The organism is Achromobacter sp. RT286_PF (assembly GCF_059760425.1).
On the sequence record NZ_JCBAMR010000002.1, the window covers coordinates 257,111 to 280,494 of the forward strand.

General features: G+C 61.3%; 22 protein-coding genes and 1 pseudogene. 14 read left to right on the top strand and 9 right to left on the bottom strand.

Going from position 1 to position 23,384, the window contains the following annotated elements; translation table 11 throughout:
- Positions 1-79: 79 nt before the first annotated feature.
- The 3 genes from AC6LJY_RS02985 (at position 80) to AC6LJY_RS02995 (ending at position 3,302) form a co-directional block, all read left to right on the top strand.
- Positions 80-1,273 carry a CoA transferase gene (locus tag AC6LJY_RS02985; protein WP_314363413.1) on the top strand — a complete coding sequence of 398 codons (1,194 nt, stop codon included), beginning with the start codon at positions 80-82 and terminating at the stop codon, positions 1,271-1,273.
- A complete protein-coding gene (locus tag AC6LJY_RS02990) occupies positions 1,270-2,217 on the top strand; it encodes a hydroxymethylglutaryl-CoA lyase (RefSeq protein ID WP_498135267.1) in 948 nt (315 codons plus the stop codon). Before AC6LJY_RS02985 ends, AC6LJY_RS02990 begins: the two co-directional genes overlap by 4 nt.
- A 98-nt stretch (positions 2,218-2,315) precedes the next feature.
- Positions 2,316-3,302, top strand: a complete 987-nt coding sequence (locus tag AC6LJY_RS02995) for a Bug family tripartite tricarboxylate transporter substrate binding protein (RefSeq protein WP_046803813.1) — start codon at positions 2,316-2,318, stop codon at positions 3,300-3,302.
- Between the two features lie 23 nt (positions 3,303-3,325).
- On the opposite strand, the gene AC6LJY_RS03000 is transcribed toward AC6LJY_RS02995, so the two are convergent.
- Positions 3,326-3,724 (bottom strand): sensor histidine kinase, encoded by a 399-nt coding sequence (locus AC6LJY_RS03000; protein ID WP_498135268.1) that lies wholly within the window; start codon positions 3,722-3,724, stop codon positions 3,326-3,328.
- Positions 3,725-3,830: 106 nt separating this feature from the next.
- On the opposite strand from AC6LJY_RS03000, the gene AC6LJY_RS03005 reads away from it, so the two are divergent.
- The 3 genes from AC6LJY_RS03005 to AC6LJY_RS03015 all read left to right on the top strand — a co-directional run bounded on the left by AC6LJY_RS03005 (position 3,831) and on the right by AC6LJY_RS03015 (position 5,100).
- Positions 3,831-4,133 carry an autotransporter outer membrane beta-barrel domain-containing protein gene (locus AC6LJY_RS03005; RefSeq protein WP_219991088.1) on the top strand — a complete coding sequence of 101 codons (303 nt, stop codon included), beginning with the start codon at positions 3,831-3,833 and terminating at the stop codon, positions 4,131-4,133.
- Between the two features lie 78 nt (positions 4,134-4,211).
- Positions 4,212-4,598 (top strand): DUF6152 family protein, encoded by a 387-nt coding sequence (locus tag AC6LJY_RS03010; protein WP_314363357.1) that lies wholly within the window; start codon positions 4,212-4,214, stop codon positions 4,596-4,598.
- 16 nt (positions 4,599-4,614) lie between these two features.
- Positions 4,615-5,100 (top strand): DUF6644 family protein, encoded by a 486-nt coding sequence (locus tag AC6LJY_RS03015; RefSeq protein ID WP_314363354.1) that lies wholly within the window; start codon positions 4,615-4,617, stop codon positions 5,098-5,100.
- A 24-nt stretch (positions 5,101-5,124) separates the two neighbouring features.
- Here AC6LJY_RS03015 and AC6LJY_RS03020 read toward each other — a convergent pair whose 3' ends face one another.
- The 6 genes and pseudogenes from AC6LJY_RS03020 to AC6LJY_RS03045 form a co-directional block, all read right to left on the bottom strand.
- Complete coding sequence (locus AC6LJY_RS03020) at positions 5,125-6,546, bottom strand: DUF1254 domain-containing protein (RefSeq protein ID WP_498135269.1); 1,422 nt, start codon at positions 6,544-6,546, stop codon at positions 5,125-5,127.
- Between the two features lie 91 nt (positions 6,547-6,637).
- Positions 6,638-7,453, bottom strand: a complete 816-nt coding sequence (locus AC6LJY_RS03025) for a hypothetical protein (RefSeq protein ID WP_498135270.1) — start codon at positions 7,451-7,453, stop codon at positions 6,638-6,640.
- A 103-nt stretch (positions 7,454-7,556) separates the two neighbouring features.
- Positions 7,557-7,685: pseudogene (locus AC6LJY_RS03030) on the bottom strand (lipid IV(A) palmitoyltransferase PagP); the annotation flags it as partial.
- 209 nt (positions 7,686-7,894) lie between these two features.
- Positions 7,895-10,984: an efflux RND transporter permease subunit gene (locus tag AC6LJY_RS03035; RefSeq protein WP_498135271.1), complete on the bottom strand. Its 3,090-nt coding sequence runs from the start codon at positions 10,982-10,984 to the stop codon at positions 7,895-7,897.
- Positions 10,981-12,090, bottom strand: a complete 1,110-nt coding sequence (locus AC6LJY_RS03040) for an efflux RND transporter periplasmic adaptor subunit (protein ID WP_498135272.1) — start codon at positions 12,088-12,090, stop codon at positions 10,981-10,983. Before AC6LJY_RS03040 ends, AC6LJY_RS03035 begins: the two co-directional genes overlap by 4 nt.
- Before the next feature lie 79 nt (positions 12,091-12,169).
- The gene (locus AC6LJY_RS03045; protein ID WP_120156942.1) at positions 12,170-12,784 is read right to left on the bottom strand and encodes a TetR/AcrR family transcriptional regulator; all 615 of its coding nucleotides are present in this window, start codon (positions 12,782-12,784) and stop codon (positions 12,170-12,172) included.
- An 89-nt stretch (positions 12,785-12,873) separates the two neighbouring features.
- Between AC6LJY_RS03045 and AC6LJY_RS03050 the strand changes: the two genes are divergently transcribed.
- The 5 genes from AC6LJY_RS03050 (at position 12,874) to AC6LJY_RS03070 (ending at position 18,366) form a co-directional block, all read left to right on the top strand.
- Entirely contained in the window at positions 12,874-14,334 is a 1,461-nt protein-coding gene (locus AC6LJY_RS03050; RefSeq protein WP_498135273.1) for an efflux transporter outer membrane subunit, read from the top strand.
- Between the two features lie 195 nt (positions 14,335-14,529).
- Complete coding sequence (locus AC6LJY_RS03055) at positions 14,530-15,222, top strand: hypothetical protein (RefSeq protein WP_314363334.1); 693 nt, start codon at positions 14,530-14,532, stop codon at positions 15,220-15,222.
- Between the two features lie 306 nt (positions 15,223-15,528).
- Entirely contained in the window at positions 15,529-16,395 is an 867-nt protein-coding gene (locus tag AC6LJY_RS03060; protein WP_046803800.1) for an RNA ligase family protein, read from the top strand.
- A gap of 10 nt (positions 16,396-16,405) precedes the next feature.
- Complete coding sequence (locus tag AC6LJY_RS03065; protein ID WP_314363329.1) at positions 16,406-17,542, top strand: AAA family ATPase; 1,137 nt, start codon at positions 16,406-16,408, stop codon at positions 17,540-17,542.
- A 143-nt stretch (positions 17,543-17,685) separates the two neighbouring features.
- Positions 17,686-18,366 (top strand): substrate binding domain-containing protein, encoded by a 681-nt coding sequence (locus tag AC6LJY_RS03070; protein ID WP_498135333.1) that lies wholly within the window; start codon positions 17,686-17,688, stop codon positions 18,364-18,366.
- Positions 18,367-18,409: 43 nt separating this feature from the next.
- Here AC6LJY_RS03070 and AC6LJY_RS03075 read toward each other — a convergent pair whose 3' ends face one another.
- On the bottom strand, positions 18,410-19,318 hold the full coding sequence (locus AC6LJY_RS03075; RefSeq protein ID WP_314363327.1) for a LysR substrate-binding domain-containing protein: 909 nt from the start codon (positions 19,316-19,318) through the stop codon (positions 18,410-18,412).
- A 102-nt stretch (positions 19,319-19,420) separates the two neighbouring features.
- Between AC6LJY_RS03075 and AC6LJY_RS03080 the strand changes: the two genes are divergently transcribed.
- A complete protein-coding gene (locus AC6LJY_RS03080; protein ID WP_314363324.1) occupies positions 19,421-20,587 on the top strand; it encodes an enolase C-terminal domain-like protein in 1,167 nt (388 codons plus the stop codon).
- A gap of 38 nt (positions 20,588-20,625) precedes the next feature.
- Positions 20,626-21,606, top strand: a complete 981-nt coding sequence (locus AC6LJY_RS03085; RefSeq protein ID WP_046803795.1) for a tripartite tricarboxylate transporter substrate-binding protein — start codon at positions 20,626-20,628, stop codon at positions 21,604-21,606.
- A gap of 306 nt (positions 21,607-21,912) precedes the next feature.
- Here the strand turns inward: AC6LJY_RS03085 and AC6LJY_RS03090 are convergent, their stop codons facing one another.
- Positions 21,913-22,503: a TetR/AcrR family transcriptional regulator gene (locus AC6LJY_RS03090; RefSeq protein WP_498135274.1), complete on the bottom strand. Its 591-nt coding sequence runs from the start codon at positions 22,501-22,503 to the stop codon at positions 21,913-21,915.
- A gap of 107 nt (positions 22,504-22,610) precedes the next feature.
- Here AC6LJY_RS03090 and AC6LJY_RS03095 point away from each other — a divergent pair, with 107 nt between their 5' ends.
- Complete coding sequence (locus AC6LJY_RS03095) at positions 22,611-23,366, top strand: SDR family oxidoreductase (RefSeq protein ID WP_314363317.1); 756 nt, start codon at positions 22,611-22,613, stop codon at positions 23,364-23,366.
- Positions 23,367-23,384: the final 18 nt, after the last annotated feature.

Here is a 23,384-nt window from a genome sequence, read left to right on the forward strand (position 1 = left end):
GTCCATTCCGCTTCCCGCCGCTTCGCGGGCACACTGCCGCCTGTCGATCATCAATATCAAGCGTTGCCAAGGAGGCGAAATGGCTGGGCAGATTCTTGCTGGCATCCGCGTGCTGGAGCTGGGCCAACTGATAGCAGGGCCGTTCGCCGCCAAGACCCTGGCGGATTTTGGCGCGCAGGTCATCAAAATCGAACCCCCTGGGCAGGGCGACCCGCTGCGCAAATGGCGCTTGCTGCACGAAGGCACGTCGGTGTGGTGGGAAGCGCAGTCGCGCAACAAGCAGTCGGTATGTGTGGACCTGCGCCAGCAGGAAGGCCAGGACATCGTGCGTCTGTTGGCGCAACAGGCCGACGTACTGATTGAGAACTTTCGCCCCGGCACCCTGGAAAAATGGGGCTTGTCCTGGGAAGCCCTGCATGCGCTGAATCCGCGCCTGATCATGCTGCGCATCTCGGGTTACGGCCAGACCGGCCCCAAGGCGCGCGAACCGGGCTTTGCCGCCATCGGCGAAGCCATGGCGGGGTTGCGCTACCTGAACGGCGAGCCGGGTCGCGCGCCGGTGCGCGCGGGCCTGTCGCTGGGCGACACCATCGCGGGCCTGCATGGCGCGCTGGGCGTGATGATGGCGCTGTACCAGCGCGATGCGCGTGGCGGCGTCGGCCAAGTGATCGATGCGGCGCTGTACGAAAGCCTGTTCAACCTTAGCGAAAGCCTGCTGCCCGAATATTCCGTGTTCGGCGCCGTACGAGAGCCCGCCGGGGCCGCACTGCCGGGCATTGCACCGTCCAACGCCTATCCCTGCCAGGACGGCTACGTGCTGATCGCCGGCAATGGCGACGCCATCTACACCCGGCTGATGGCGCGCATCGGCCGCAACGACCTTGGCCAGGACCCGGCCTTGGCGCACAACGACGGCCGCGCCCGCCGGGTTACCGAGATCGACGCCGCCATCGGCGCATGGACGCAGGCCCGGCTGATCGACGACGTGTTGGCCGCCATGCGCGAAGCCGACGTGCCGGCCGGTCGCATCTATTCCGTGGCGGACATTGCCGCCGACCCGCACTACCGCGCCCGCAATGCCATCACCACCGTGCAATCGGCCGCCGGCGTGCAAGTGGAAATGCCGGCCGTCTTTCCGTATCTGTCCACCAATCCCGGCGCGGTGCGCGAACGCGCGCCCACGCTGGGCGAGCACACCGATGCCGTGCTGGCGCAGGCGGGCTTGTCGAACGAACAACGCGACGCGCTGCGCGCCAAGGGAGTGATTGCATGACCGCCGGCCCCGCCAAGATCGAGATCAACGAAGTCGGCCCGCGCGACGGCCTGCAAATTGAAAAGAACTTGGTCGCCACCGATGACAAGGTCGCCTTTGTGGACGCCCTGTCCGACTGCGGCTTTGCGCGCATCGAAGTCACCAGCTTTACCTCGCCCAAGGCCATCCCCGCGCTGGCCGACGCCACGGAGGTGATGCGCCGCATCCGCCGCCGCCCCGGCGTGATCTATACCGCGCTGGTGCCCAACATCCGCGGGCTGGAACGCGCGTTGGAAGCGGGCACCGATGAGATGAACCTGGTCATGTCGTGCAGCGAGACGCACAACCGCGCCAACCTGCGCATGACGCGCGATCAGTCGCTTGCGGAACTGTCGCAGGTGCTGGCCGCCGCCGCCCGCAGCGGCACGCCGTGCAACGTGTCGCTGTCCACCGCCTTCGGTTGCCCGTTTGACGGTGACGTGGCCGTGGACCAGGTGCTGGACCTAGCCGCACGGCTGGCGGACGCGGGCGCCACCGGCATCACGCTGTGCGACACCACCGGCATGGCGTATCCGACGCAAGTGGCCGCGTTGTGCGAACAGGCGTCCGCGCGCCTGCCAAGCGTGGCGCTGACCGTGCACCTGCACAATACGCGCGGCATGGCGCTGGCCAACGCGATGGCCGCCTGGCAAACCGGCATCACCCGCTTTGACGCGGCGGCCGGCGGCCTGGGCGGATGCCCGTACGCGCCCGGCGCAAGCGGCAACGTCAACACCGAAGAACTGGTGCACATGTTCGCCTGCATGGGTGTGGACACCGGCGTGTCGCTGGAGCCTTTGCTGGCCATCGTGCGCGGCTTGCCGGCGCTGGTGCAGCGCGACCTTAGCAACGCCCTGCTGCAAGCAGGGCCACGTTTGGCAACGCATGCCGCGCCCGCCTGGCTGGCCGAGAGATTTCCGCAGTAGCAGTGATGCAGTGAAGTACGACGCAGCGCGGCCCAAAACCCGCAACCGTTTCATCCGTTTGTTTTGACCACACCTATAAAAAAGCAAGGAGACATCCCATGACATTGCCCAGCCTGCCCACCCTCCTGCGCGCCGGTATCGCCGCCGCGCTAGCCCTCGGCGCCAGCGCAGCCAGCGCGCAAGCGGACTTTCCCAATCGCCCCATCACGCTGATCGTATCGGCCGCGCCCGGCGGCACCACCGACATTGCCGCCCGCCTGATCGCCCAGCCCCTGGGCACGGCGCTGGGCCAAAGCGTCGTCGTCGAGAACAAGCCGGGCGCCTCCGGCGGCATCGCCGCGCAGGCAGTCGCCCGCGCCAAGCCCGACGGCTATACGCTGCTGCTGCAATACTCGGGCTTTCAGGTCATCACGCCCCACGTGACGCCTGCCGCCGGCTGGGACCCCATCAAGGACTTCGCCCCCGTCGCCAACGTGCTGTCGGCGCCGCAAGTCGTGGTGGTGCGCCCGGACCTGCCCATCAACTCGCTCAAGGAACTGGTGGCCTACGCCAAGGCCAACCCGGGCAAGCTGAACTACGCGTCATCCGGCAACGGCTCGCTGCAACAAGTGGCCACCGAACTCTTGAACCAGATGGCCGGCACGCAGATCACGCACATCCCGTACAAGGGCACCGGCCCCGCGCTGAACGACCTGCTGGGCGGCGCCGTGGACATGACCATCACCACGCCCCCGCCGCTGCTGGGCCAGATCGCCGCCGGCAAGCTGCGCGCACTGGCCGTCACCGGCAACACCCGCCTGCCGTCCCTGCCCAACGTGCCCACCGCCGCCGAAGCCGGCTACCCCGACCTGATCGTGTCATCGTGGTTCGCCATGTACGCGCCCAAGGACACGCCCGCGCCGGTCGTCGACAAGATCGCCGGTGAAATCCAGAAGATCATGAAGACCGACGCCTTCCGCCAGAAGGCCGCCGAACAAGGCGCCGAAGCCATTTTCATGGGGCCGAAGGAACTGGGCGCGTATACCCAGTCGGAACTGGACCGCTGGGGCAAGGTCGTCAAGGCCGCGAACATCACGGCGAATTGATTGGGGGGCCTGGTTCCTGGCTCCTAGTTCGCCACGAGACTCTGGCCGCTTTTTTTCTGCTGCTGACCGTAGTGCTGGGACAAGGGCAGCCACAGCTTGAACAGCGTGCCGCCCGGCAGTGGCTGCCAGGCGCACCGCGCCCCAAGTACCGTCACGCGATTGCGTATATTCGCCACGCCCCGCCGCCCCGGCAATGCCACCTCGGGCGGCGGTGGCATGAACGGTCGGCCGTTGTCCTGCACGCACACCCACACGCCGATCTCTTCCGAGCCGCCCACGGCCGCCGTCGCTTCGGCGGTGGTCACGGTGATCTCCGTCGCGTCGCTGTGCTTGACGATATTGGTCAGCACCTCTTGCAGGATACGCAGCACGTGTAGCGCGCTTTGCGCGTCGAGCCACTGCAATGGCGGCAGATCGCTCATCCGCCAACGCAGCGCGATCCCGGCCCCGGTCAACCTCGGCCCCAATCGAAAGCGCAAGGCCCCCAACAAGGCCAACAGGTCGGCATCGGTGCTTTCCAGGGAATCGATGGCGATCTTCAGGTCGTCGAGCGAGCTACCGCAGGGCGCCGTGTTGCGGCCGTTTGCCTACGCAGGCGTGTCGCTGCTGTCGGAAGACGGCTGGAAAACCAAGTCCAAACTCGCGGGCGCCCCCGACAGCGCGGGAAGCTTCACCACCACGATGCCCACCGACAATGTGGTCGGACGCATCGGCGCGGGCTTCCAGGTCACGCACGCCAATGCGCTGGACTTCAGGCTGCAATACGACGGCGAGTTCGCGTCGCGGGGCAACAGCCATTCGGGCTCGCTGAAGCTGGCTTATCGGTTCTAGAGGTATGCTTTGCTCACTGGCCGCCACGCCGCAGCGCGGGCCGTGGCGACGGCCCCACCGCAACCCAGGAGCATCGACATGAAGCTATCGAAGCGCGCGTTATTTGCAGGGCTGGCGCTGTCCGCGCTGTGCGCAGTGGCCCCCACGGCCATGGCGCATCACGGTTGGTCATGGGCGGAATCCGAACAGATGACCTTGCAAGGCACGGTCGAGCAGGTGCAGGTCGCGCCGCCCCATCCCACGTTAAAGGTGCGAGCCGATGATGGCGTCTGGGTGGTCGAGCTGGGCAATCCCACCCAGACGAAGGAAGCGGGATTCGCCGAGGGTTCCGCCAAGCCGGGCGACGCCATCACCGCCATTGGCAACCGCGACCAGGACGCCGGCAACAAGCGCATGAAGGCCGTCCAGGTCACGGTGGGCGGCAAGACCTACGACATCTATCCCAGCCGCATCAAGAAACCCTGAGCCACGGCTTTCACCCATGCCTGAACCGCTGCGGCTGGCGCTGGACGCGCTGACGGCCCTGCCCCCGGCGCTGTGGCTGCGACGATCCGGAACGCTTTATCTTCTGGTCAACGCCGCCCATATCGGCGCCATCGGCCTGTTGATCGGTTCGATCGTTCCGCTGGACCTGCGGCTGCTCGGCGTGCTCAAGCCCACATCCTTGGCGCTTCTGGCGCCTGTGCTGGCGCGCACCGCCGCGGTTGGCCTTGCGCTGGCCATACTGACCGGCGCAACGCTGTTCACCGTGCGGGCGCAGGAATATCTGGAAAATCCGGCATTCGTGGTGAAGATGGGCCTGTTGGGCGCGGGGCTTATCAACGCCTGGCTGGTGCGCCGGAGCGGGGCATGGGGACAGGTACTACAAGGCGGCCCCGCGTCCACCGCGCTGCGCTGCCAGGCTGCCGTCTCGCTGCTGCTATGGACGGGCTGCCTGGTAGCGGGCAGATGGATAGGGTTCCTGTAGTCGGGAGTCGCTCAGTGCAATGCGCTACATCACCTTGACGATCTGGGGAGGACTCCACGTGCCATTCCCGGGAGGCAGGATGGAAGGCGCCTCGGTCTTCGGCCAGTACAGGCGCATGACCAGGTACATGAGATCGTTTGGTGCAGGCAGCCAGTTGTTCTCTTTGTCCGCGCCGGGTGACGTTTTCTGAAGGTACAGCGTCAGCGAGCCATCCGCGTTTTTCGTCATGGTCGAGAGCATCGGCGAATTAATGAGGTACCGATCGATGGCGTTCTCGATCAGCAACTGCGTCTTGCCGTCGTACATCGTCACCGACCAGAAAGCATTGACCGGCGGCAGCTGCCCCTCGCGAAAGGTAATGGTGTAGTTGTGTTTACCAGCATCCAGCGGCTCGCCATCGGGCAAGGTCGTGGTCAGGGGGTAAGTGGCTTCCGCAGCGTCGTTGGCGTATATGCCCGCCTGCGCCACCGCGGCCCGCTTCAGCCAGTCGCCGTGGTAGAAGGCGCTGTCGCCGCCGGCCCCCACGATGTTCCAGCCATTGACCTTCGTGCCCAGATTCTTGATAGCATTTTCGACCTTGGCATGCCCGTCTTGCATGCCTTTGACGACGGCGCTCTTTTGCTCGGCGGACAGCTGTTCGAAGCTGAACTTCTTGTCGGCGCCAATGCCCAGACGGGCAAGCTTCGCACGAATTGCCACTTCTTCCGGCGCGGCCGGGCCGAATTGCAAGGCGAAACCCAGGTATGTGAAAAAGTCGGTCTTTGCCAGATCGTTATTGATTCTTGGAAAGTCGATGGCAGGCGCGGCAGGAGGCGCCGGCTGTTTGAGATATGCAGAAAGCGGCTGTGCTTTGTAGCCCGATTGAATCGCTACGACGTTGGGCATGTCGGCCGGGTTGAACAGTTGAGTCCGAAAGATCGCGAAGGGAAGCTGCGTTTCGGATCGAAAGACCTTTCTTATGCCTGGTGGCATTACGCCTTTCCAATCGGGGCCCACGATCATGTAATCGCCAGCCTCGTCCCCGGTGGAGCGACTTCCGATGTAGCCGAAATTGTAGGTACTGCCGTCAATAAGCTGAACCGAGTAGTACCGAGGCTTTGTCACTGCCGGTACCGATAAAACGATCGGCTCGCTGCGTAAGTCCATGAACATCATGGAATACGGCGTGTCGCTGTTCGGCGAGATGATGGCCGTGTCCTTGTAGCTCGCGACATGGTGCAGGCTGCGGATCTGGTTGAACGGTGCCTTGTACTGGCTCGAGTTCTTGTCGACCGCGTACTCGTACATGATTGCGTAGTTCATCACAATAGGAAGACCGTAGATGTACCCTTCCTCGGCGATGGCCCGCGTTTCGGAGAGACTGATTTCCGCGCAGGCATAGGACGATGTGAAGGACGCAATCACCAGCATCGCGCGACAAACTGCTTTTGGTAGTTTGATGTCCATGAGGCTCTATTCCATCTGTTAAGTCCAGCGGTGAATCGGCTCGCCACTGACTGACGACAGGGTGCGTCGAAGCGAGTCTGACAAGCAGCCTTTAAAAACGAATGGTCAAGCCGGCCATTGGGCCGTGCAGCACTGCGTCGAACTTAAAGCCGCCGGCGCTGTAATCCACGCCCACAGCGCGGTAGCCGGCAGTCGCTGAGACGCTCTTGCTGAAGTTGTATCCCATGCCGATTCCAACATCCCAATCCGCATTCGCGCCGCCAGCGCCTATCAGGCCCCAGCCTGTCGCGTACAGTTTTGTAGTGAAAACGTAGTTGCCCCGCACCCCTACGACGGCATCCACCCACGTGGCGCCATCGCTGCTTTTCCTGCCATTCAGGCGTGCGCCCTTCAGCGTGATGTCGGTGTCTACGGACCAAACGCGTAAACCCGCCACGACGTCAAGGCTGTGAGGTGACTGATCAAGGACCGAATACCCTGCGCCCAGTAGACCGGTGAAGGTCTTGCTGTGGACGTCCGCAGTGGTTGCCACAACTTCACGGGGCGTGTCGCCCTGAGCGCCGACCTTTGCATAAATCAGATCGCCGAAAAGGCTGTACCGGCCCTTACGTGCTTCGCCGCTAAGCATGGCCGCGAAATCCAGGTTTTCGAGAATCTGATCAAAGCTCGTGTCTACATCGATGACTGGCAACCGTCGGTGCGACACCTTTCCAGACAGCGCCGGTGCCCAGACATAGGGCGTGACTGAAAATTCCCATTCGCTTGATCGCCGACCGTCGGACACAGGCGTATCAACCTGGTCCGCGCCAAAACTCGATCCGGCGTAGAGCAGCCCACCAACCAGACATCCAAGCATGCGCTTTATCATCGTCCCGCCTCGGCCCGCAAGAGCCAGTGAATTACTCACGGCGGCCCCCAAAAGGGGCCCTATCGAAACGACATCAGTCCGCTACCTGCAAATTCAAGCCCGGCAAATCTGCCCGTCCGTGGCGGGGCGCGGGACCGAGGCGTTAGAAGCGCCAGCGGCCGAATATGAAAAGGACGTTACCCGTGCCGCTTGCACCTGGGATATAGGTGGCGTAGAGCATGGCTCCCTTGTAGCTCGCGCTGACCAGTGGCAGGATGCCGGGGAAAGGTACATAACAGCGCAGCGACGCGCTTCACCCTACTTCCCGGCAGAGGAATAATCCATACCTCATGTTGGGTACGGCAACAGGCGACCAAACGGTTCTTGCTTTTTCGGATGAGTCTTTGATTCAAGACGCCCGGCGCGAAAGCGTTGCGCCATGGCTTTGCTGTAACGAGGGCGGGGCGGGAAACCAAATAACGCCATCTCCCGCCGCCCGCATTATGCGTGCTGAGCCTCTTCGATCTTTCCGCCCTGCTCCGCGCGAATTTTGAACCAGATGGAATACATCGCCGGAAGGAAGACGAGCGTCATGATCGTGCCACCCAGCGTGCCCCCAATCAGGGTATAGGCCAGCGTTCCCCAGAACACCGAATGCGTGAGCGGAATGAAGGCCAAAATGGCTGCCAGGGCGGTGAGCAACACCGGACGCGAGCGCTGCACCGTGGCTTCAACCACCGCATGGAACGGGTCCAGCCCCTCGTTCTCATTGTGGTGTATCTGCCCAATCAGAATCAGCGTGTTCCGCATCAGGATGCCCGACAGAGCGATCAGGCCCACCAGTGCGTTGATCCCAAACGGTTGCTGGAAGATCAGTAGAGTCGGCACCACACCGATCAGCCCGAGCGGCGCAGTGAGGAAAACCATGACCATGGCCGACATCGAACGCACTTGCAGAATGATGATCAGCAGCGTCAGGGCGATCATGATCGGGAACAGTGGCAGCATCGCCGTGCTGGCTTTGCCGGACTCTTCAATCGACCCGGCCTGCTCGATCCGATATCCATTGGGAAGCTTGTCGATGATCGGTTGCAGGTCCTTGGCGATTGCCGAGGAAACGTCCGGCGGCTGTAGGCCTTCGGCAATGTCACCCCTTACCGTCATGGTGGGCGTGCGGTCGCGGCGACGCAGAATGGGATCTTCCATGCGAACCTCGACTTCCCCCACCTGAGACAGAGGAATGCGCTGGCCAGCGGAACCCACCAGGGTGAAACCTTCAATCTTGGCCGGATCGAGTCGGATATCGCCCGCTGCGCGCCCCATCACCTGGACCGAACGAATGTCTTCGCGAACGGACGTGATCGGCACGCCCGTGAGCAGGAATTGCAACTGCTGGGCGACGGCCGAGGACGTCAGCCCAACGGCCTGCAAACGATCCTGATCCAGCGAGAAATGCAGTGTCGGCACTAGCGGGCCCCAGTCAGTATTGACCGTGCGCATCATGGGGCTGGCTTGCATTACCTGCTGCACCTGGCCGGCGATATCGCGCAACTTGGACGGATCAGGTCCCATCACACGGTAGGCCACCGGGAACGGCGAATACGGGCCGAACACAAGCTGCGAGACCCGCACACGGGCTTCCGGCGCAAGTCCATCAGCCGTGGCTTCGCGCAGGCGCAGCTTGAGCTTGTCGCGCGCCTCCTGGCTGTCGGTAAGCACAACGATCTTCGCAAACGAGGGATCGGGCAGCTCAGGCGCCATGGCCAGATAGAAACGCGGCGCGCCCTGACCGACATACGCGGTGACGATCTTCGCTTCTTCCTGCTTTTGCAGCCACGCTTCGATCTTCGCCGTGGTGGCGCTCGTCTGTTCAATGGAGGTGCCATAAGGCATCTGCACCTCTACCAGTACTTCCGGACGATCAGAGTTTGGGAAGAACTGCTTCTTGACCACGCCCATGCCGGCGATCGCCACGATAAATGCCACGATTACCGTTCCGGCCACCAACCACTTGCGGGCGATGACCCGGGTCAGCACCCTGCGGAAGCGGTTGTAGCGAGGCGTGTCGTAAATCGCCGCGTGCCCCCCTTCGACCTTCTTTATCTCCGGCAGCATCTTCACGCCGAGGTAAGGCGTAAACACCACGGCGACGACCCAAGAGGCGATCAGGGCAATGCCCACGATCCAGAACATATTGCTGGTGTATTCGCCCGCCGTCGACTGGGCAAAGCCGTTGGGCATGAAGCCAACTGCGGTGACCAGTGTGCCAGAGAGCATTGGTGCGGCGGTGTGGCTCCAGGCATATGCCGAGGCTCTGATCCGGTCGTAGCCTTCTTCCATTTTCACGACCATCATTTCGATGGCAATGATGGCGTCATCGACCAGCAGGCCAAGCGCCAGAATCAGAGAACCCAGGGTTATGCGGTCAAAGTTCTTGCCCGTGGCCGCCATGATCACGAAGACCACCGCCAACGTCAGCGGCACAGCCGCCGCCACAACCACGCCTACGCGCCAGCCCATGCTGACAAAGCACACCACCATCACCACCAGCAGGGCGACGAAAAATTTGACCATGAATTCGTCGACCGCCGAACTGATGTTGACAGACTGATCGGTGACCTTGGTCAGGGTCATGCCCAGTGGCATGTCCTCATTGATTTTGACTACCTCTGTATCGAGCGCCTTGCCGAGATCCAGGCCATTCCACCCCTCGCGCATGATGACGCCCAGCAGCAAGGCTTCTTCGCCGTTATTGCGCACCAGGAACGTCGACGGGTCTTCATACCCGCGCTCGACGGTTGCTACATCCGAGAGCTTCAGCGTGCGTCCGCGAGCTACGATGGGCGTATCGCGGATCTTTTCCAGTTTGTCGAAGGCCCCGTCAAGCCGCAGGAAAATCTGTGGCCCTTCGGTATCAATGGAGCCGGCCGGGGTAAGTACGTTCTGACTGTTCAGGGCAGAAAAAATATCCTGTGGCGAGACCCCGAGCGTCGCAAGACGGTCATGCGCAAACGAGACGAATATACGTTCGGCTTGCTCGCCAATGATGTTGACTTTCTTAACACCCGGCACGTGCAGAAGACGTTGTCGCAGCGATTCGGCATCTCGCACCAACAGCCGCTGCGGCTCGCCCTTTGCCTTAAGCGCGAAGAGCGCAAAGGTCACATCCGAAAACTCGTCGTTGACCATCGGCCCGATAACACCGGCCGGCAACTTGCCCGATTCGTCGCTGAGCTTCTTGCGCGCCTGATAGAACTCCTCCTGGACTTCGGAAGGCGGCGTCTTGTCCGCAAGAGACACCATGGTGAAGGCCAGGCCCGGACGGGTGTAAGTTTCCGTTCGGTCATACCACTTCAGCTCCTGCATGCGCTTTTCGAGCGGCTCGGCCACCTGGTCTTGCATTTCCTGCGCCGTGGCACCGGGCCACGCGGTAATGACTGTCAGCTGTTTGACGGTGAAGGGCGGATCCTCGGCGCGGCCCAACTTCAAGAACGCCAACGTTCCGGCAATCGCAATCAGAAAGATCAGAAATACCGTAATCGAGCGCTCACGAACTGCAAGCGCGGATAAATTGAAACGTCCCTCGCTCATGGACGGCTCCCCGCTACGCTGGAAACGCCCTGAGACGCCACCCGAACCTGCTCGCCCTCATGCAGCAGATGGGCACCCAGCGCGATAATCTGCTCGCCGGCTTTCAGGTCGCCGGACACGCGCGCAGCATCATCGCCCAGGCTCAAGACGTCCACGGGTCGCCAAGTCACTATGGCCGGGTTGCCCGCAATAGCCCACACGCCCGTTCCCTTGCCGGCGTTGTAGACGGCAGCGATCGGCACCTGAAGCACCTGCTTGTTGGCGGGCCCGTCGGGAATATCAAGAGTGACCGTCGCGCCCAGTGGCGCGTTAGCCAGCGCGCCTTCCAGCACATAGCGCGCCTCGAACGTCCGAGTAAGGCGGTCCGCCGACTCAGACAACAGCCTGAGCTTGGCGGATACCGCACCGGCGTTGCTGCCATATAACGTCGCTTGCGCCGTGGAGCCAGGAGGCGGGCGCAGCGTCTCCGGCAGGTTCACGATCGCTTCTCGCTGGCCAGCCCGCGCCAGTCGAACCACGGGTTGCCCAGGGCTGACGACCTGCCCGGGCTCAGCCAATGTCTCCATAACCACACCGTCGGCGTCGGCCAGCAGCACGGCGTAGCCCGAGGCATTGCGGGCCACATCGGCCTGTGCGATGGAGGCGCTGAGCTGCGCCTTTGCCGAGTCGGCAGCTGCCTTGATCTGGTCATACGCCGATGCCGACACGGCGCCGGCCGCGACCAGGTCACGATAGCGCGCCTCGTCATCGGCGGTTTGCCTGGCGCGTGCCCGCGCGGCCGTCACCGCCTCTTGCTGCGCGCGCGCCTGGAGACCCAGGTCAATGGGGTCCAGCCGCATCAGGGGCTGACCGCGCTTGACGGTCTGTCCGGTATCGACCAGCCGCTCAAGGACCTTGCCCGAAACGCGAAAACCCAAGTCGCTCTGCACCCGGGCGGCGACAGTGCCGGTGAACGAACGGGATATGTCGGAAGAATGTTGGACCGCTGTCGATCTCACGAGTGGAGCGCGCGTGCGTGGATCGTCGGCCTTGGAGGACTCGCCACACGCCGTCAAGACGAAAGGCAGCAAGCAAACGGCAATAGTGGCAGGTCGAAGCCGGAGCATGGGTTCCCTTACTTAAATGAGTAGAACAGGAACCGCATTCTCAAACTAGTGACTATTAAAGTCAACAGTCACTGCACATTCAGGGCGACAGGCTCCTCAAGATGAGGGCGGAAAGCTGCACTGCCGACTCGGTCGCCATGTCGAGGTTGTACTGAAGCTGTACGGGATTGATATAAGGCCGCATGACCAGATAGATTGCGTTGGACGCTTCGTCCAGCGGCGTCTTGCGCTCAAATTCGCCGGATTCGCGCCCCTCTAGAAGGATGCCTTGGATCACCTGACGCAAATGCGCCTCCAGGGCGCGCACGGAAGGCCACTGGTCGCGTGCGGCAACGGCAGCGATGTCGTAGAGCTTGCGATCATGGAAGAAAAGATCGCTGCCGGTCTCGGTCAAAGCGCGGAAAAGCCTGCGCAATCGCTCTGAAGCCGTGGGCGAATCAGCGATCACAGAGTCAACCACCTGCATGATGATCGCAAGCCGGTTCGAGCAAATCACCTCGCCGATGGCCTGCTTCGAGTCGAAGAATTTATAGATATAAGCCTTGGAGAATCCGATCGCCTTGGCCAGATCGGACACTGTGGTCTTCTCATAGCCGTAGTGGCTGAAGTGCTCGGTCGCCGCCTCGACGATCTGGTCGCGTACGTTGTGCTCCGAAGGCCCACGCGAGTGGGTGGTAGTGCCGTTTTCAGTCATTTAATTAGCTTAGCCTGACGAACTGTGATTGACAACGAGTGACCATATAGTAATATCGTCACCTCAGATTGCTCATTCAAGGATCCCCCATGCTTTCCCCTCGCTCTCTCGCCCTCGTCATGAGCGCCTGCCTGATGACGGGTTGTGCGGTGGGTCCGGACTATCACCGACCGGATACTCCCCTTTCAGAGCACTACATGGGCCAGCGCGCCGTCGAAAATCGGGCAGCAGCGACCCCCGCTAGCCTTGCGATCTGGTGGGAGGGCTTTGGAGACCCAGTACTGAGTCACTTCGTCACAAGGGCGCTTGAGCACAACCTGGATCTGGCCCAGGCCATGGCCAGGGTGACTCAGGCGCGCGCCGGCCTCGGCGCTGCGACAGCCGCATTATTGCCCACCGGGAATATCAATGGCCAAGCAGGACGTTCTTATCAGTCTATTGAAACTCCGCTCGGGCAGGTGCTGAACGCCACCCCGGATTTTGACCGGTACGGCAATTCGTACGAGACCAACCTGGGAGCAAGCTGGGAACTGGACGTGTTTGGAGGGTTGCGCCGCGAACGCCAGGCCGCGATGGCCGAATACCAGGCATCCGAGGCGGGTGCTGCCGCTACACGACTGGCCGTCGCCGCGCAGACCGCCGACATTTACATCACCATTCGCGGATTGCAGGCGCGCCTGGACATTGCGAGCCACCAGGTGAAGACGCAACGTGGGTTATTGGAGAAGGTTCGCTTACTACACAGCAAGGGCCTTGCCGCCGAGTACCAGGTTCGGCAGACCGAGGGCTCGCTCGCCCAGGTGCTGGCAACGGTTCCCGTAATCCAGACCGGCTTGGACGCCGCGATGAATGCACTGGACGTAATGCTAGGCAGCCCGCCGGGCACCAATCGCGCGGAACTGGCGGCCACCGGAGTTATCCCCAAGGCGCCGCGGATCACCTCCACAGGGACGCCCGCGGATCTGTTACGCCGCAGGCCCGATCTCATCGTGGCAGAACGTCGGCTTGCCGCGTCCAGCGCGCGCATTGGCGTGGCTATCGCCGAGTACTACCCAAAATTCTCCCTGAATGCCTTGCTGGGTAGCGCCACATCCATTTCCAGCGGCAACCTGTTCTCCAGCGGCGCCAGCCAGTCGGCGGCGGTTCTAGGTCTACGGTGGCGGCTTTTCGACTTCGGTCGTATCAACGCGCAGATCGATCAGGCCAAGGGACAGGAAGCAGAAGCCCTCGCGGCCTACCGCCAGTCCGTGCTGCGCGCCACCGAAGACGTCGAGAACGCCTTCTCCGCCCTGGTCAACCGCGAGACGCAAGCCACGACGCTTACCGGTGGCGAAGATTCTCTGACCCGTGCGCGTCAGTCGTCATTCATGGCCTACGAGAAAGGCACAGCCAGCCTGATCGATGTCCTGCACGCAGACGAAACGCTGTTGCAGGCTTCGGATGCCCGAGCGCAAGCGCAGACCGATTCGGCACGGGCGGCCATCTCGGTGTTCAAGGCGCTTGGCGGCGGCTGGCAGCCCCCTCAATTCGAATCCGTGGCGGTTCGATGACGGGCATCCTGTACCACTACGACAAGCCCCTTGAGGCAGGTAGAGCTCGGCCCGCAAGGTCACGGTGCGCTCCACGAAACGCTCATCAGCTTCACCCAGCATGTCGGCGCCGGTAATCGGATCGGCGATGCAGAAGCTGACGTTCAATTCGTGGCAAACTTCGACAATAAATGCCTCCCATAGGAAACATCGACATTGTCGCGCGCTCTTCGATATCTTTCGTCGCCAGCCTTACGTTGGGCATTGCCAACGCTAGCCCTGCTGGCCACCGCCGGGTGCGGGTCCAGTAACGCCGATAGCACGGCCAAGGCACCGCTGCGCAAGCTGAACCCCGCTGCGACGCAGGCTTATGAGATACGGCTCACACTTGCCAATGCGTCCGATCTATCAAGCGCAGGCGACGGCAAATCGCCGTTTACGGTAGCAGAGGGCACTGTGCAGTTCGACGCCAGCAACGGCGCCCGCTGTGGAAAATCCAACGCCCTGTCCGGCCACGTGCCGACATTGTCCAGCCACGAACCGTTCCGCCTTTCCCGTATATCCGCCACCGAGTACGTGGGCACCGTGTATGCCGACATGCTGCTCGATGAGGACTATTACGGGCGCGGGGTATGCCATTGGGCATTGACGGAAGCGCGCGTCGCTTTGCAAGCGCGGACGGATAATGCCGATACGCGATTCGTAGCCGGGCTGCCCGCGAAAAAAATGCTCGCGGGCGGTACCCAGGCGCGCTATTTCTGGAAAGGGTATTACCCTCGATTCGAGGGCGGGCAACATACCGATTACGGAACGCACCAGCTGGATACCGTTTCGGCCGAAAAGCGAAACGAGTTTTTCACCGTGACGCTGACGGCAAGGAAGATCGCTGGCGACGCGCAAGCCAAGTAAACGTCTATCACCGGCGTCATGCCTCGCATTGACAAAACCCTTTTCGATGTCTTAGGATCCCGCCTCTTCTTCAACCCGCTTTTCCATTTGAGTGCAACCGTGTCTGCCATCCGTCACTACGCCTAAACGCCGACGACTACCGCCCTGGTAATCGCGGTCTGCCTGCGCGCCCCGTGCTGCTCGACGCCTGAGTCTTGAGCGCACGCCATGGGGTCCAGGCGCGGTTCCAGGAAGCACACACCCACTCGCTTTCCTTTCCCGTCCAGACTGCGTCGTCGGCTTTTCCATCACACTGGAGAAGATCCCATGACGCAAGATTTCTGCGCTTACGCGCAATCGCTGGACCTGTTTCGCTATCCCCGCACTCCCCACCTGGAAGGCTCGCGCCTGCAAGACGGCGACGAAGGCCACGACCACGTGCCGTACCGTCAATTAGCCGGCCTGCACCTGGTCGTCGAAGAAAAGCTCGACGGCGCGAACACCGGCATCAGCTTCAGCCCATCGGGCGAACTGCTGCTGCAATCGCGCGGCCACTACCTGGTGGGAGGCGGCCGCGAACGGCAATTCAGTTTCGTAAAAGCCTGGGCCGCGGCGCACACCGACTGGCTGCTTGACCGCCTGGAGGATCGCTACGTGATGTATGGCGAAACGCTGTCGAAGAAGCACTCGGTTTTCTACGACGCCTTGCCGCATCATTTTTTCGAGTTCGATGTCCTGGATCGTCACAGCGGCGAATTCCTGTCCACCCAGGCGCGCCGCGTCTTGCTGGCCAATGGCCCCGTGCTGTCGGTGCCCGTCCTGTATGAAGGCGTGGCGCCGCCCAGGCTCGACACGCTCAAGGCCCTGCTGCGGCCGTCGCTGGCCAAGACGCCAGACTGGCGCAAGGCTTTTGAAGCCACCGTGCAGCGAGAAGGCTTGGACGTGCAGCGCGCCTGGAAACAATGCGACAAATCGGACCTGTCGGAAGGCCTGTACGTCAAAGTGGAAGCCGACGGCAGGACGATCGCCCGCTACAAGTGGGTAAGACGAGATTTCGTTCAAGCCATCCTGGATTCGGACAAACATCATTCCGAGCAGCCCTACGTGCCCAACCAGTTGGCGCCCGGCGTTGATCTCTACGCGCCGCGTCTCGCGGTGGACTGGGACACACTGCGCGGCGCCGCCGGACAATAAGGAATAGATCATGCAATACGAAGCACTGCGGGCACTTACGCCTGCTCCGGGCAAGGCGCCCGATTTCAATGCCTGCCTGGCGGCATTTCCGGCGCTGGAGCTGGCCAAGACCACGCCGCAAGACCCGCGCTATCACGGCGAGGGCGATGTCTGGACCCATACGAAAATGGTGGTGGAGGCGCTGCTGGCATTGCCGCAATACCAAACGGCGGATCGGGCCGACCAGGAAATCGTATTTCTTGCCGCGCTGCTGCACGACATCGCCAAGCACAGCACGACCGTCATCGACCCGGTCACCGGCGCCATCGGCCAGCCCGGCCACTCCCGCAAGGGCGCCATCGACGCGCGTATTGCGCTGTGGGATGCAGGCGTGCCCTTTGCCGTGCGCGAGGCCGTGTGCCGGTTGATCGCGGTCCATCAGGTGCCGTTTTTCGCATTGGAAGGCTCGCGTCGCGGCAAGACGCCCGAGTTCATCGTGCGTGAACTGTCCTGGCACGTCGACATTCCATTGCTGGCCATGCTGGCCGAAGCCGACATGCGTGGACGCATCTGCCCGGACGGTCAGCGCGTGCTGGACAACATCGCGCTGTTCTGCGAGCTGGCGCGCGACGAACGGTGCTTTGGCCAGCCACGCGCATTCGCCGATGCCCATACCGCAGTCAGCTATTTTCGCGGCGCCGACGTGCACCCCGATTACCCGTTGTTCCAGGAACCTGGATCGCGGGTGATTGTGATGTCCGGATTGCCCGCGTCGGGCAAGAACACCTGGGTGAGCCGGCATCATCCCGAGTTGCCGGTGATTTCGTTCGACGATGCGCGAGAAGAACTGGGCCTGCGCCACGGCAAGAACGAAGGCATGGTGGCGCACCTGGCTATCGACCGTGCCCGCGAACTGCTGCGGCGCAAGGCGCCCTTCGTCTGGAACGCCACCCACCTTAGCGAGCTGATGCGCAAGAAGACGTTGGATCTGCTGTATTCGTATCATGCGCAAGTTGAACTGGTCTATCTGGAACAACCGCGCGCCGAGCTGCTGCGCCGGAACACTCGGCGCGACACATCGCTATCGAACAAGACGTTGACCAGCATGCTGCACCGCTGGGACCTGCCGCTGCCGACCGAGGCGCACCGGGTGACGTATGCGGTTTGACACGACGGACCTACCGTGCCCGCCCCGGGAAGAGCACCAGAGAAGCACCGGGAAAGCACAAACAAAAGCCGCGCGGCGGTTGCGAAGGCGGGTCGGTCGCCGGTGCCTACTGTCGAAGTTCGTCGAAGGGGGTTGCCTTGGCGGTGCCGGAGGAAGTGCAGGAGCTAGCGACCGGCGGCAACCAGGAACTGAGCGGCACCATCCGCCTGACCGCGCCCACTCCGTTCGGGCGCAAGTTCGTGGCCCCGGCGATCCACGATTTCTGCCGCCCGCATCCCCGCGTTGGCTTCGACCTGCGCCTGTCCGACCAGGTGCAGGATCTGTATAGCGGCGACCTCGACTTGGCGATCCGTATGGGCGAGTTGGCCGATTCGCGTTTGGTGGCGCAGCGCGTGGCCGACAACCGGCGCATCCTGGCGGCGTCTCCCGCCTATCTGGAGGCGCAGGGTCATCCGGGGCAACCGGAGGAACTGGAACGGCACAACTGTCTGGTGTTCGCGTATCCGGGGCTGCTGCAAAGCACCTGGCCGCTGCGCAAAGGCCGTCGGGAGAAGCCTATTGCAGTCAGTGGCACGCTGTGCAGCGACAGCGGTGACGTGCTGCATGCGTGGTGCCTGGCGGGGTTGGGTATCTCGCTGCGCGAGACCTGGGACATTCACGAGGAACTGCGCGACGGGCGGCTGGTGCGCGTGTTGCCGGACTGGGAAGCAACTCCCTCGAAGATCAGCATCGTGCGGGCACGGCGCGAACCTGTGCCGCGTCGGCTCACGGCGTTCAGTGATTTCCTGCTGGAACGCTGGCAGAACGCGCCTTGGGATCGCTGATCCCATTCGCTGCCTTTGGCTAAAATTGTGAGGTTCCAGACACTCACCCCTCGGTTACGTCGGTAGCGGACTGCCAAAGTGCCTCAGCCGCGCGCCCAATCATTGCCCGATCTCGGTAGAGGCGAATCTCCAAGTCCACCATCCAGTCTGTGCTTGCTGCGACGACGAGCCGCTCCGCGTCAAGGTCCTCTTGGATCAACGATTTTGGCAACCAGGCAATGCCGCGTCCGTCCAGGGCCATTGAGCGAAGGACAGACGCCAGATGGGCTGTGAGCACTATGTGAACCGGGGTTGATTCCAGTCGTCGGCCTTGCACCGCGCGCAGGATCCTCCCCAACCCTGACTCATCGGTATAGGCCAGCACCGGAACGTGGTCATGTTCCGGTCTGTCCAAACGGTGCTGTGGATGCCCCTTCAGCGAAGGCTTAGACACAGGAAGCAATTGGTCATGACCGATCACCGCCGACTGGTACGCGTCTGAATCCATCGCACCATGCATACGACTGTGCGCGTGACTCAAAAGGAAATGAACCTTGCCTTGCTGCATTTGAAACTCGCAGCGCGCCAGTACATCTGACATCAGTTCCACGGCGCCCAACGTCAGCCTCGACTCAAGACTTCTAAGCCAGCGCGGCAGGAAGGTAAATGAAAGAGCGTGCGTGCTAGCAATGCGCAAGGTCGTCGAACTGGCTTCGGCCACATGCTTGGCTTCCCCAGGCATTCGGGCGGTTCTGGCGACCATATCCTCCGCAACTCCCTTGAACCATTCACCGACTTCGGTGAGCTGGGCGGGCTGGCTGCTGCGATCCACCAAAGGTGCGCCGATCCACGCCTCCAGTGCGCGAATCCGTCGGCTAAATGCGGGCTGCGAGCTATGCCGTTCCTCCGCCGCACGGGAGAAGTTACCACTGGCAGCGAGCGCGAGAAAATCACCGAGCCAGATGAAGTTCATCGGCGGTTCTTCCACTGCATAGAAGTAGCCAAAATGAACATTGGGGTGGGAGGCTCCAGAGGAAGAAAATCAAAGCCTCGGTATCTTTTGTACAGAGGCATCATGAAGATCGTCGAAATCCGTGAAAAAACTGTCCCGATCAGTTCGGCTATCCGCAACGCCTATATCGATTTTAGCAAAATGAATCTCAGCCTCGTGGCCGTTATCACTGACGTTATCCGCGATGGCAAACCTGTGGTCGGCTACGGGTTCAATTCCAACGGCCGCTACGGCCAGGGCACGTTGATGCGCGAGCGGTTCATTCCCCGCATTCTCGAAGCGAATCCCGAATCGCTGGTGGACAGCACCGGCAACAACCTGGACCCGCACAAAGTCTGGCAGACAATGTTCACGAACGAGAAACCCGGTGGGCATGGCGAACGTTCCGTGGCCATCGGGACCATCGACATGGCTATCTGGGATGCGGTTTCGAAAATCGAAGATAAACCTCTGTTCCAACTTCTAGCCGACCGTTATGGCGATGGTAATCCCAATCGCAAGATCTTCGTCTACGCCGCTGGCGGCTACTACTATCCTGGCCAGGACTACCGCAAGTTGCAGGACGAGATGCGCAGCTACATTGATCGCGGCTATACGGTAGTCAAGAAGAAGATCGGCGGTGCGTCGCTAGACGAGGACTTGCGCCGGATCGACGCAATCATGGAAGTTTTGCAGGACGGTCAGAGGCTGTGTGTGGACGCAAATGGTCGCTTCGACCTCGACACCGCCGTCGCTTACGCCAAGGCGCTCTCGCAGTACGACCTGTTCTGGTACGAAGAGCCGGGCGACCCGCTCGACTTCGAGTTGCAGGCGACGCTACGCAATTACTACAAGAACCCGATGGCCACTGGCGAGGATCTGTTCTCAATGCAGGATGCGCGCAATCTGATCCGCTACGGCGGCATGCGTCCTGACCGTGATTGGTTGCAGTTCGACTGCGCTTTGAGTTACGGATTGGTGGAATACCTGCGCACTCTGGAGATGCTCAAGGAGCACGGTTGGTCACCCAGCCGCTGCATCCCCCATGGTGGGCACCAGATGTCGCTCAACATTGCGGCTGGGCTGGGACTGGGGGGCAACGAGTCATACCCGGACCTTTTCCAGCCATATGGCGGTTTCCCTGATGGCGTCAAAGTCGAGAACAGCTACGTCACGCTGCCCGACTTACCCGGCATTGGCTTCGAGGGGAAGGCCGATCTTTACCGTGAGATGCAGACATTGTCTGCATGACGCTCAAGTCAACGACAACAACATAGGAGACACAAGCCATGAAGAAGCTTTGGCGCGTTGCTACGGGCATTGCTCTGCTTGGAAGCACAGTTGCCGCTCATGCAGACTTCCCGAACAAGCCCATCACGTTGGTAGTTCCGTTTGCAGCTGGGGGGCCGACCGACAAAATTGCACGGGACCTGGCCGAGGCATTACGCAAGCCACTGGACGGCACGACTGTGGTTGTCGAAAACGCCAGCGGCGCGGGAGGCACAATTGGCGCCGCCAAGGTCGCTCGGGCAAACCCGGATGGTTATACGCTGCTTGTACATCACATCGGCATGGCTACCGCGCCATCCCTGTATCGCAAGCTAAGTTATAAGGTGCCGGACGACTTCGAGACGCTCGGCCTGATCAACGAGGCGCCGTCGGTCATCATTGGACGGCCTGGCCTGCCGGCCAATACGTTTGCGGAACTCAGGCAGTGGATCAACGCGAGCGGAGGCAAAGTCAACCTTGCCAATGCCGGCCTGGGCTCGGCATCCCACTTGTGCGGACTGATGCTTCAGAGCACGTTGAAGGCCAGCATGACGACTGTTCCATACAAAGGGACTGGGCCAGCCATGAACGATCTGCTTGGCGGGCAGGTTGACATCATGTGTGAGCAGGCGACCAATGCTGTTCCACAGATAGAGGGCAAGAGGGTTAAGGTCTTCGGTGTGACTAGTCTGCAACGTCTCTTACTACCTGCTCTCAAGGATACGCCCACGCTGGATGAGGCTGGACTCACCGGCTTCAATGTGCAGATCTGGCACGGACTATACGCACCGAAAGGAACCCCGCCGGATGCTATCGCCAAGCTGAACAACGCGCTTCGCACCGCCTTGAAGGACCCGGTATTTATCAAGCGGCAGGAGAGTCTGGGCGTGACGGTAGTGACCGATGAGCGCCTGGAGCCTGAGCAACATCGGAAGTTCCTTGAAGGCGAGAAGACGCGCTGGGCTAAAGTCTTCCAGGACGCAGGCGAATATGCCGATTAGAGCGGAAACAAACCTCTTCGTTATTTGAAGATGTGTCTGGCGAAGCGGCCTTGGGCAAGGTAATTCAAGCGCTAGCAAGCAGTGAGATGTCTGAGCAAAGCAGAACAGGTACGAACAGACCACGGAGTTCAGAAAGCACAGGACTGGCATGGAGGCTTACGGCGCCTTCCATCTTACTAAACAGCATACTGCTCGTACGTTCTGATCATGCTTACCAACAATGAGCACTACCTTGTTTGCCTGCTTCGCATCCGTCATCAGCATCGAAAGCCGATAGTTGAATCGCGGGGAATGCAACCTAGCGTCTTACGCGGACCGCGCCGGCGCGCCCGCGCGTAGTCCTTCCATAACAAAGTCCATGAGCCAGACGAGACGCGGTTTCCACTCATCGTTGACATTGATCTGCCAAATACCCGCAATGGCCAGAAAAAAGTCATCCGTGGTGGTGCCAGGACGAATGGTGCCCGCCCTCTCGTTTGCATCAAGTAAGGACTGGGCTGCGTTGACCACGGGAGCATAGCTCTCCTTTCCCGCACAGCTCCCCACATTCGACACCTCGCGAATTGCATTGGCCAAGCCAGCCTTGTTCATGGCGTACTCGGCGAGGCGAGTCATCCATTCTCGTAATGCCTGGTCGGGCGCGCGAGTCTGAAGCAGGTGTTCAGCATATTTTGCGACCTGCAGCATCTCGTAGCGATAGACCTCCATCACCAGCGCCTCTCGGGTCGGAAAGTGGCGATAGAAAGTCCCTTGTCCTACGCCGGCCTTCCTAGCGATCGCGCTTAGGGGAACGTCTGCACCCTGGGCCAGTTCCTCCAAGGCGACCGCCAAGATGCGCTCGCGGTTAAGTAGTGCGTCGGCGCGTGCAGGGCGCTCAACCTTTTGTGACTGTGCCACTTGTGCTCCTCCAAGGCGCCATTGATAAACGGACAATTGTCCGGTAAACTTTTTTCCGGACAATTGTCCGTTTAAATTCTAGCCGCTCTACCACTTCGGAGAAGCATATGAAGCCGTCCGGCAATACCATCCTTATCACGGGTTCCACTTCGGGCATAGGGCTCGGTCTAGCGATACGGTTACATAAGGCGGGCAACAAGGTTCTCGTCACGGGGCGGCGCAATGCGTTGCTACAGCAGATCACGACCGATCACCCCGGAATCGAGGCTATCGAGCTTGATGTGGCCGATGCCACGTCCATCGCCCGAGCGAGTGAGCTAGTGGCCGCCCGTTACCCCGACCTGAATGTCTTGATTAACAACGCTGGCATCATGCCACGCGAAGATGCGATGAATCGCGAGTCGCTTAGGGCTGCGGAAGATACCGTCGCGATCAACCTCTTAGGCACCATCCGGATGACCTATGCTTTCTTGCCGCAACTTGCGAAACAGAAAGATAGTGTCCTCATCAATGTTAGTTCCGCATTGGCATTTGTTCCATTCCCCATAGCGATGACATACAGCGCCACCAAGGCGGCTGTTCATTCGTTCACCGAAGGCTTGCGTGCGCAGCTCGCCAACACCTCCATACGCGTCATTGAACTGGCGCCGCCTGGTGTGCAAACGACGTTGTTTGGTCAGGAAAACGACGAGCATGCTATGCCTCTGGAAGACTTCCTCGACGAGACGCTCGCCCTTTTGCATGGCGAACCCACACCGCGAGAAATCATCGTGGAGCGGGCCAAATATTTCCGTACTGCCGAGGCTGCTGGTAACTATGAAGCAGCCTTGGCAATGCTGTCCGCATGGCAGGACCCAAGCTGAAGCATTAAGTCATGAATC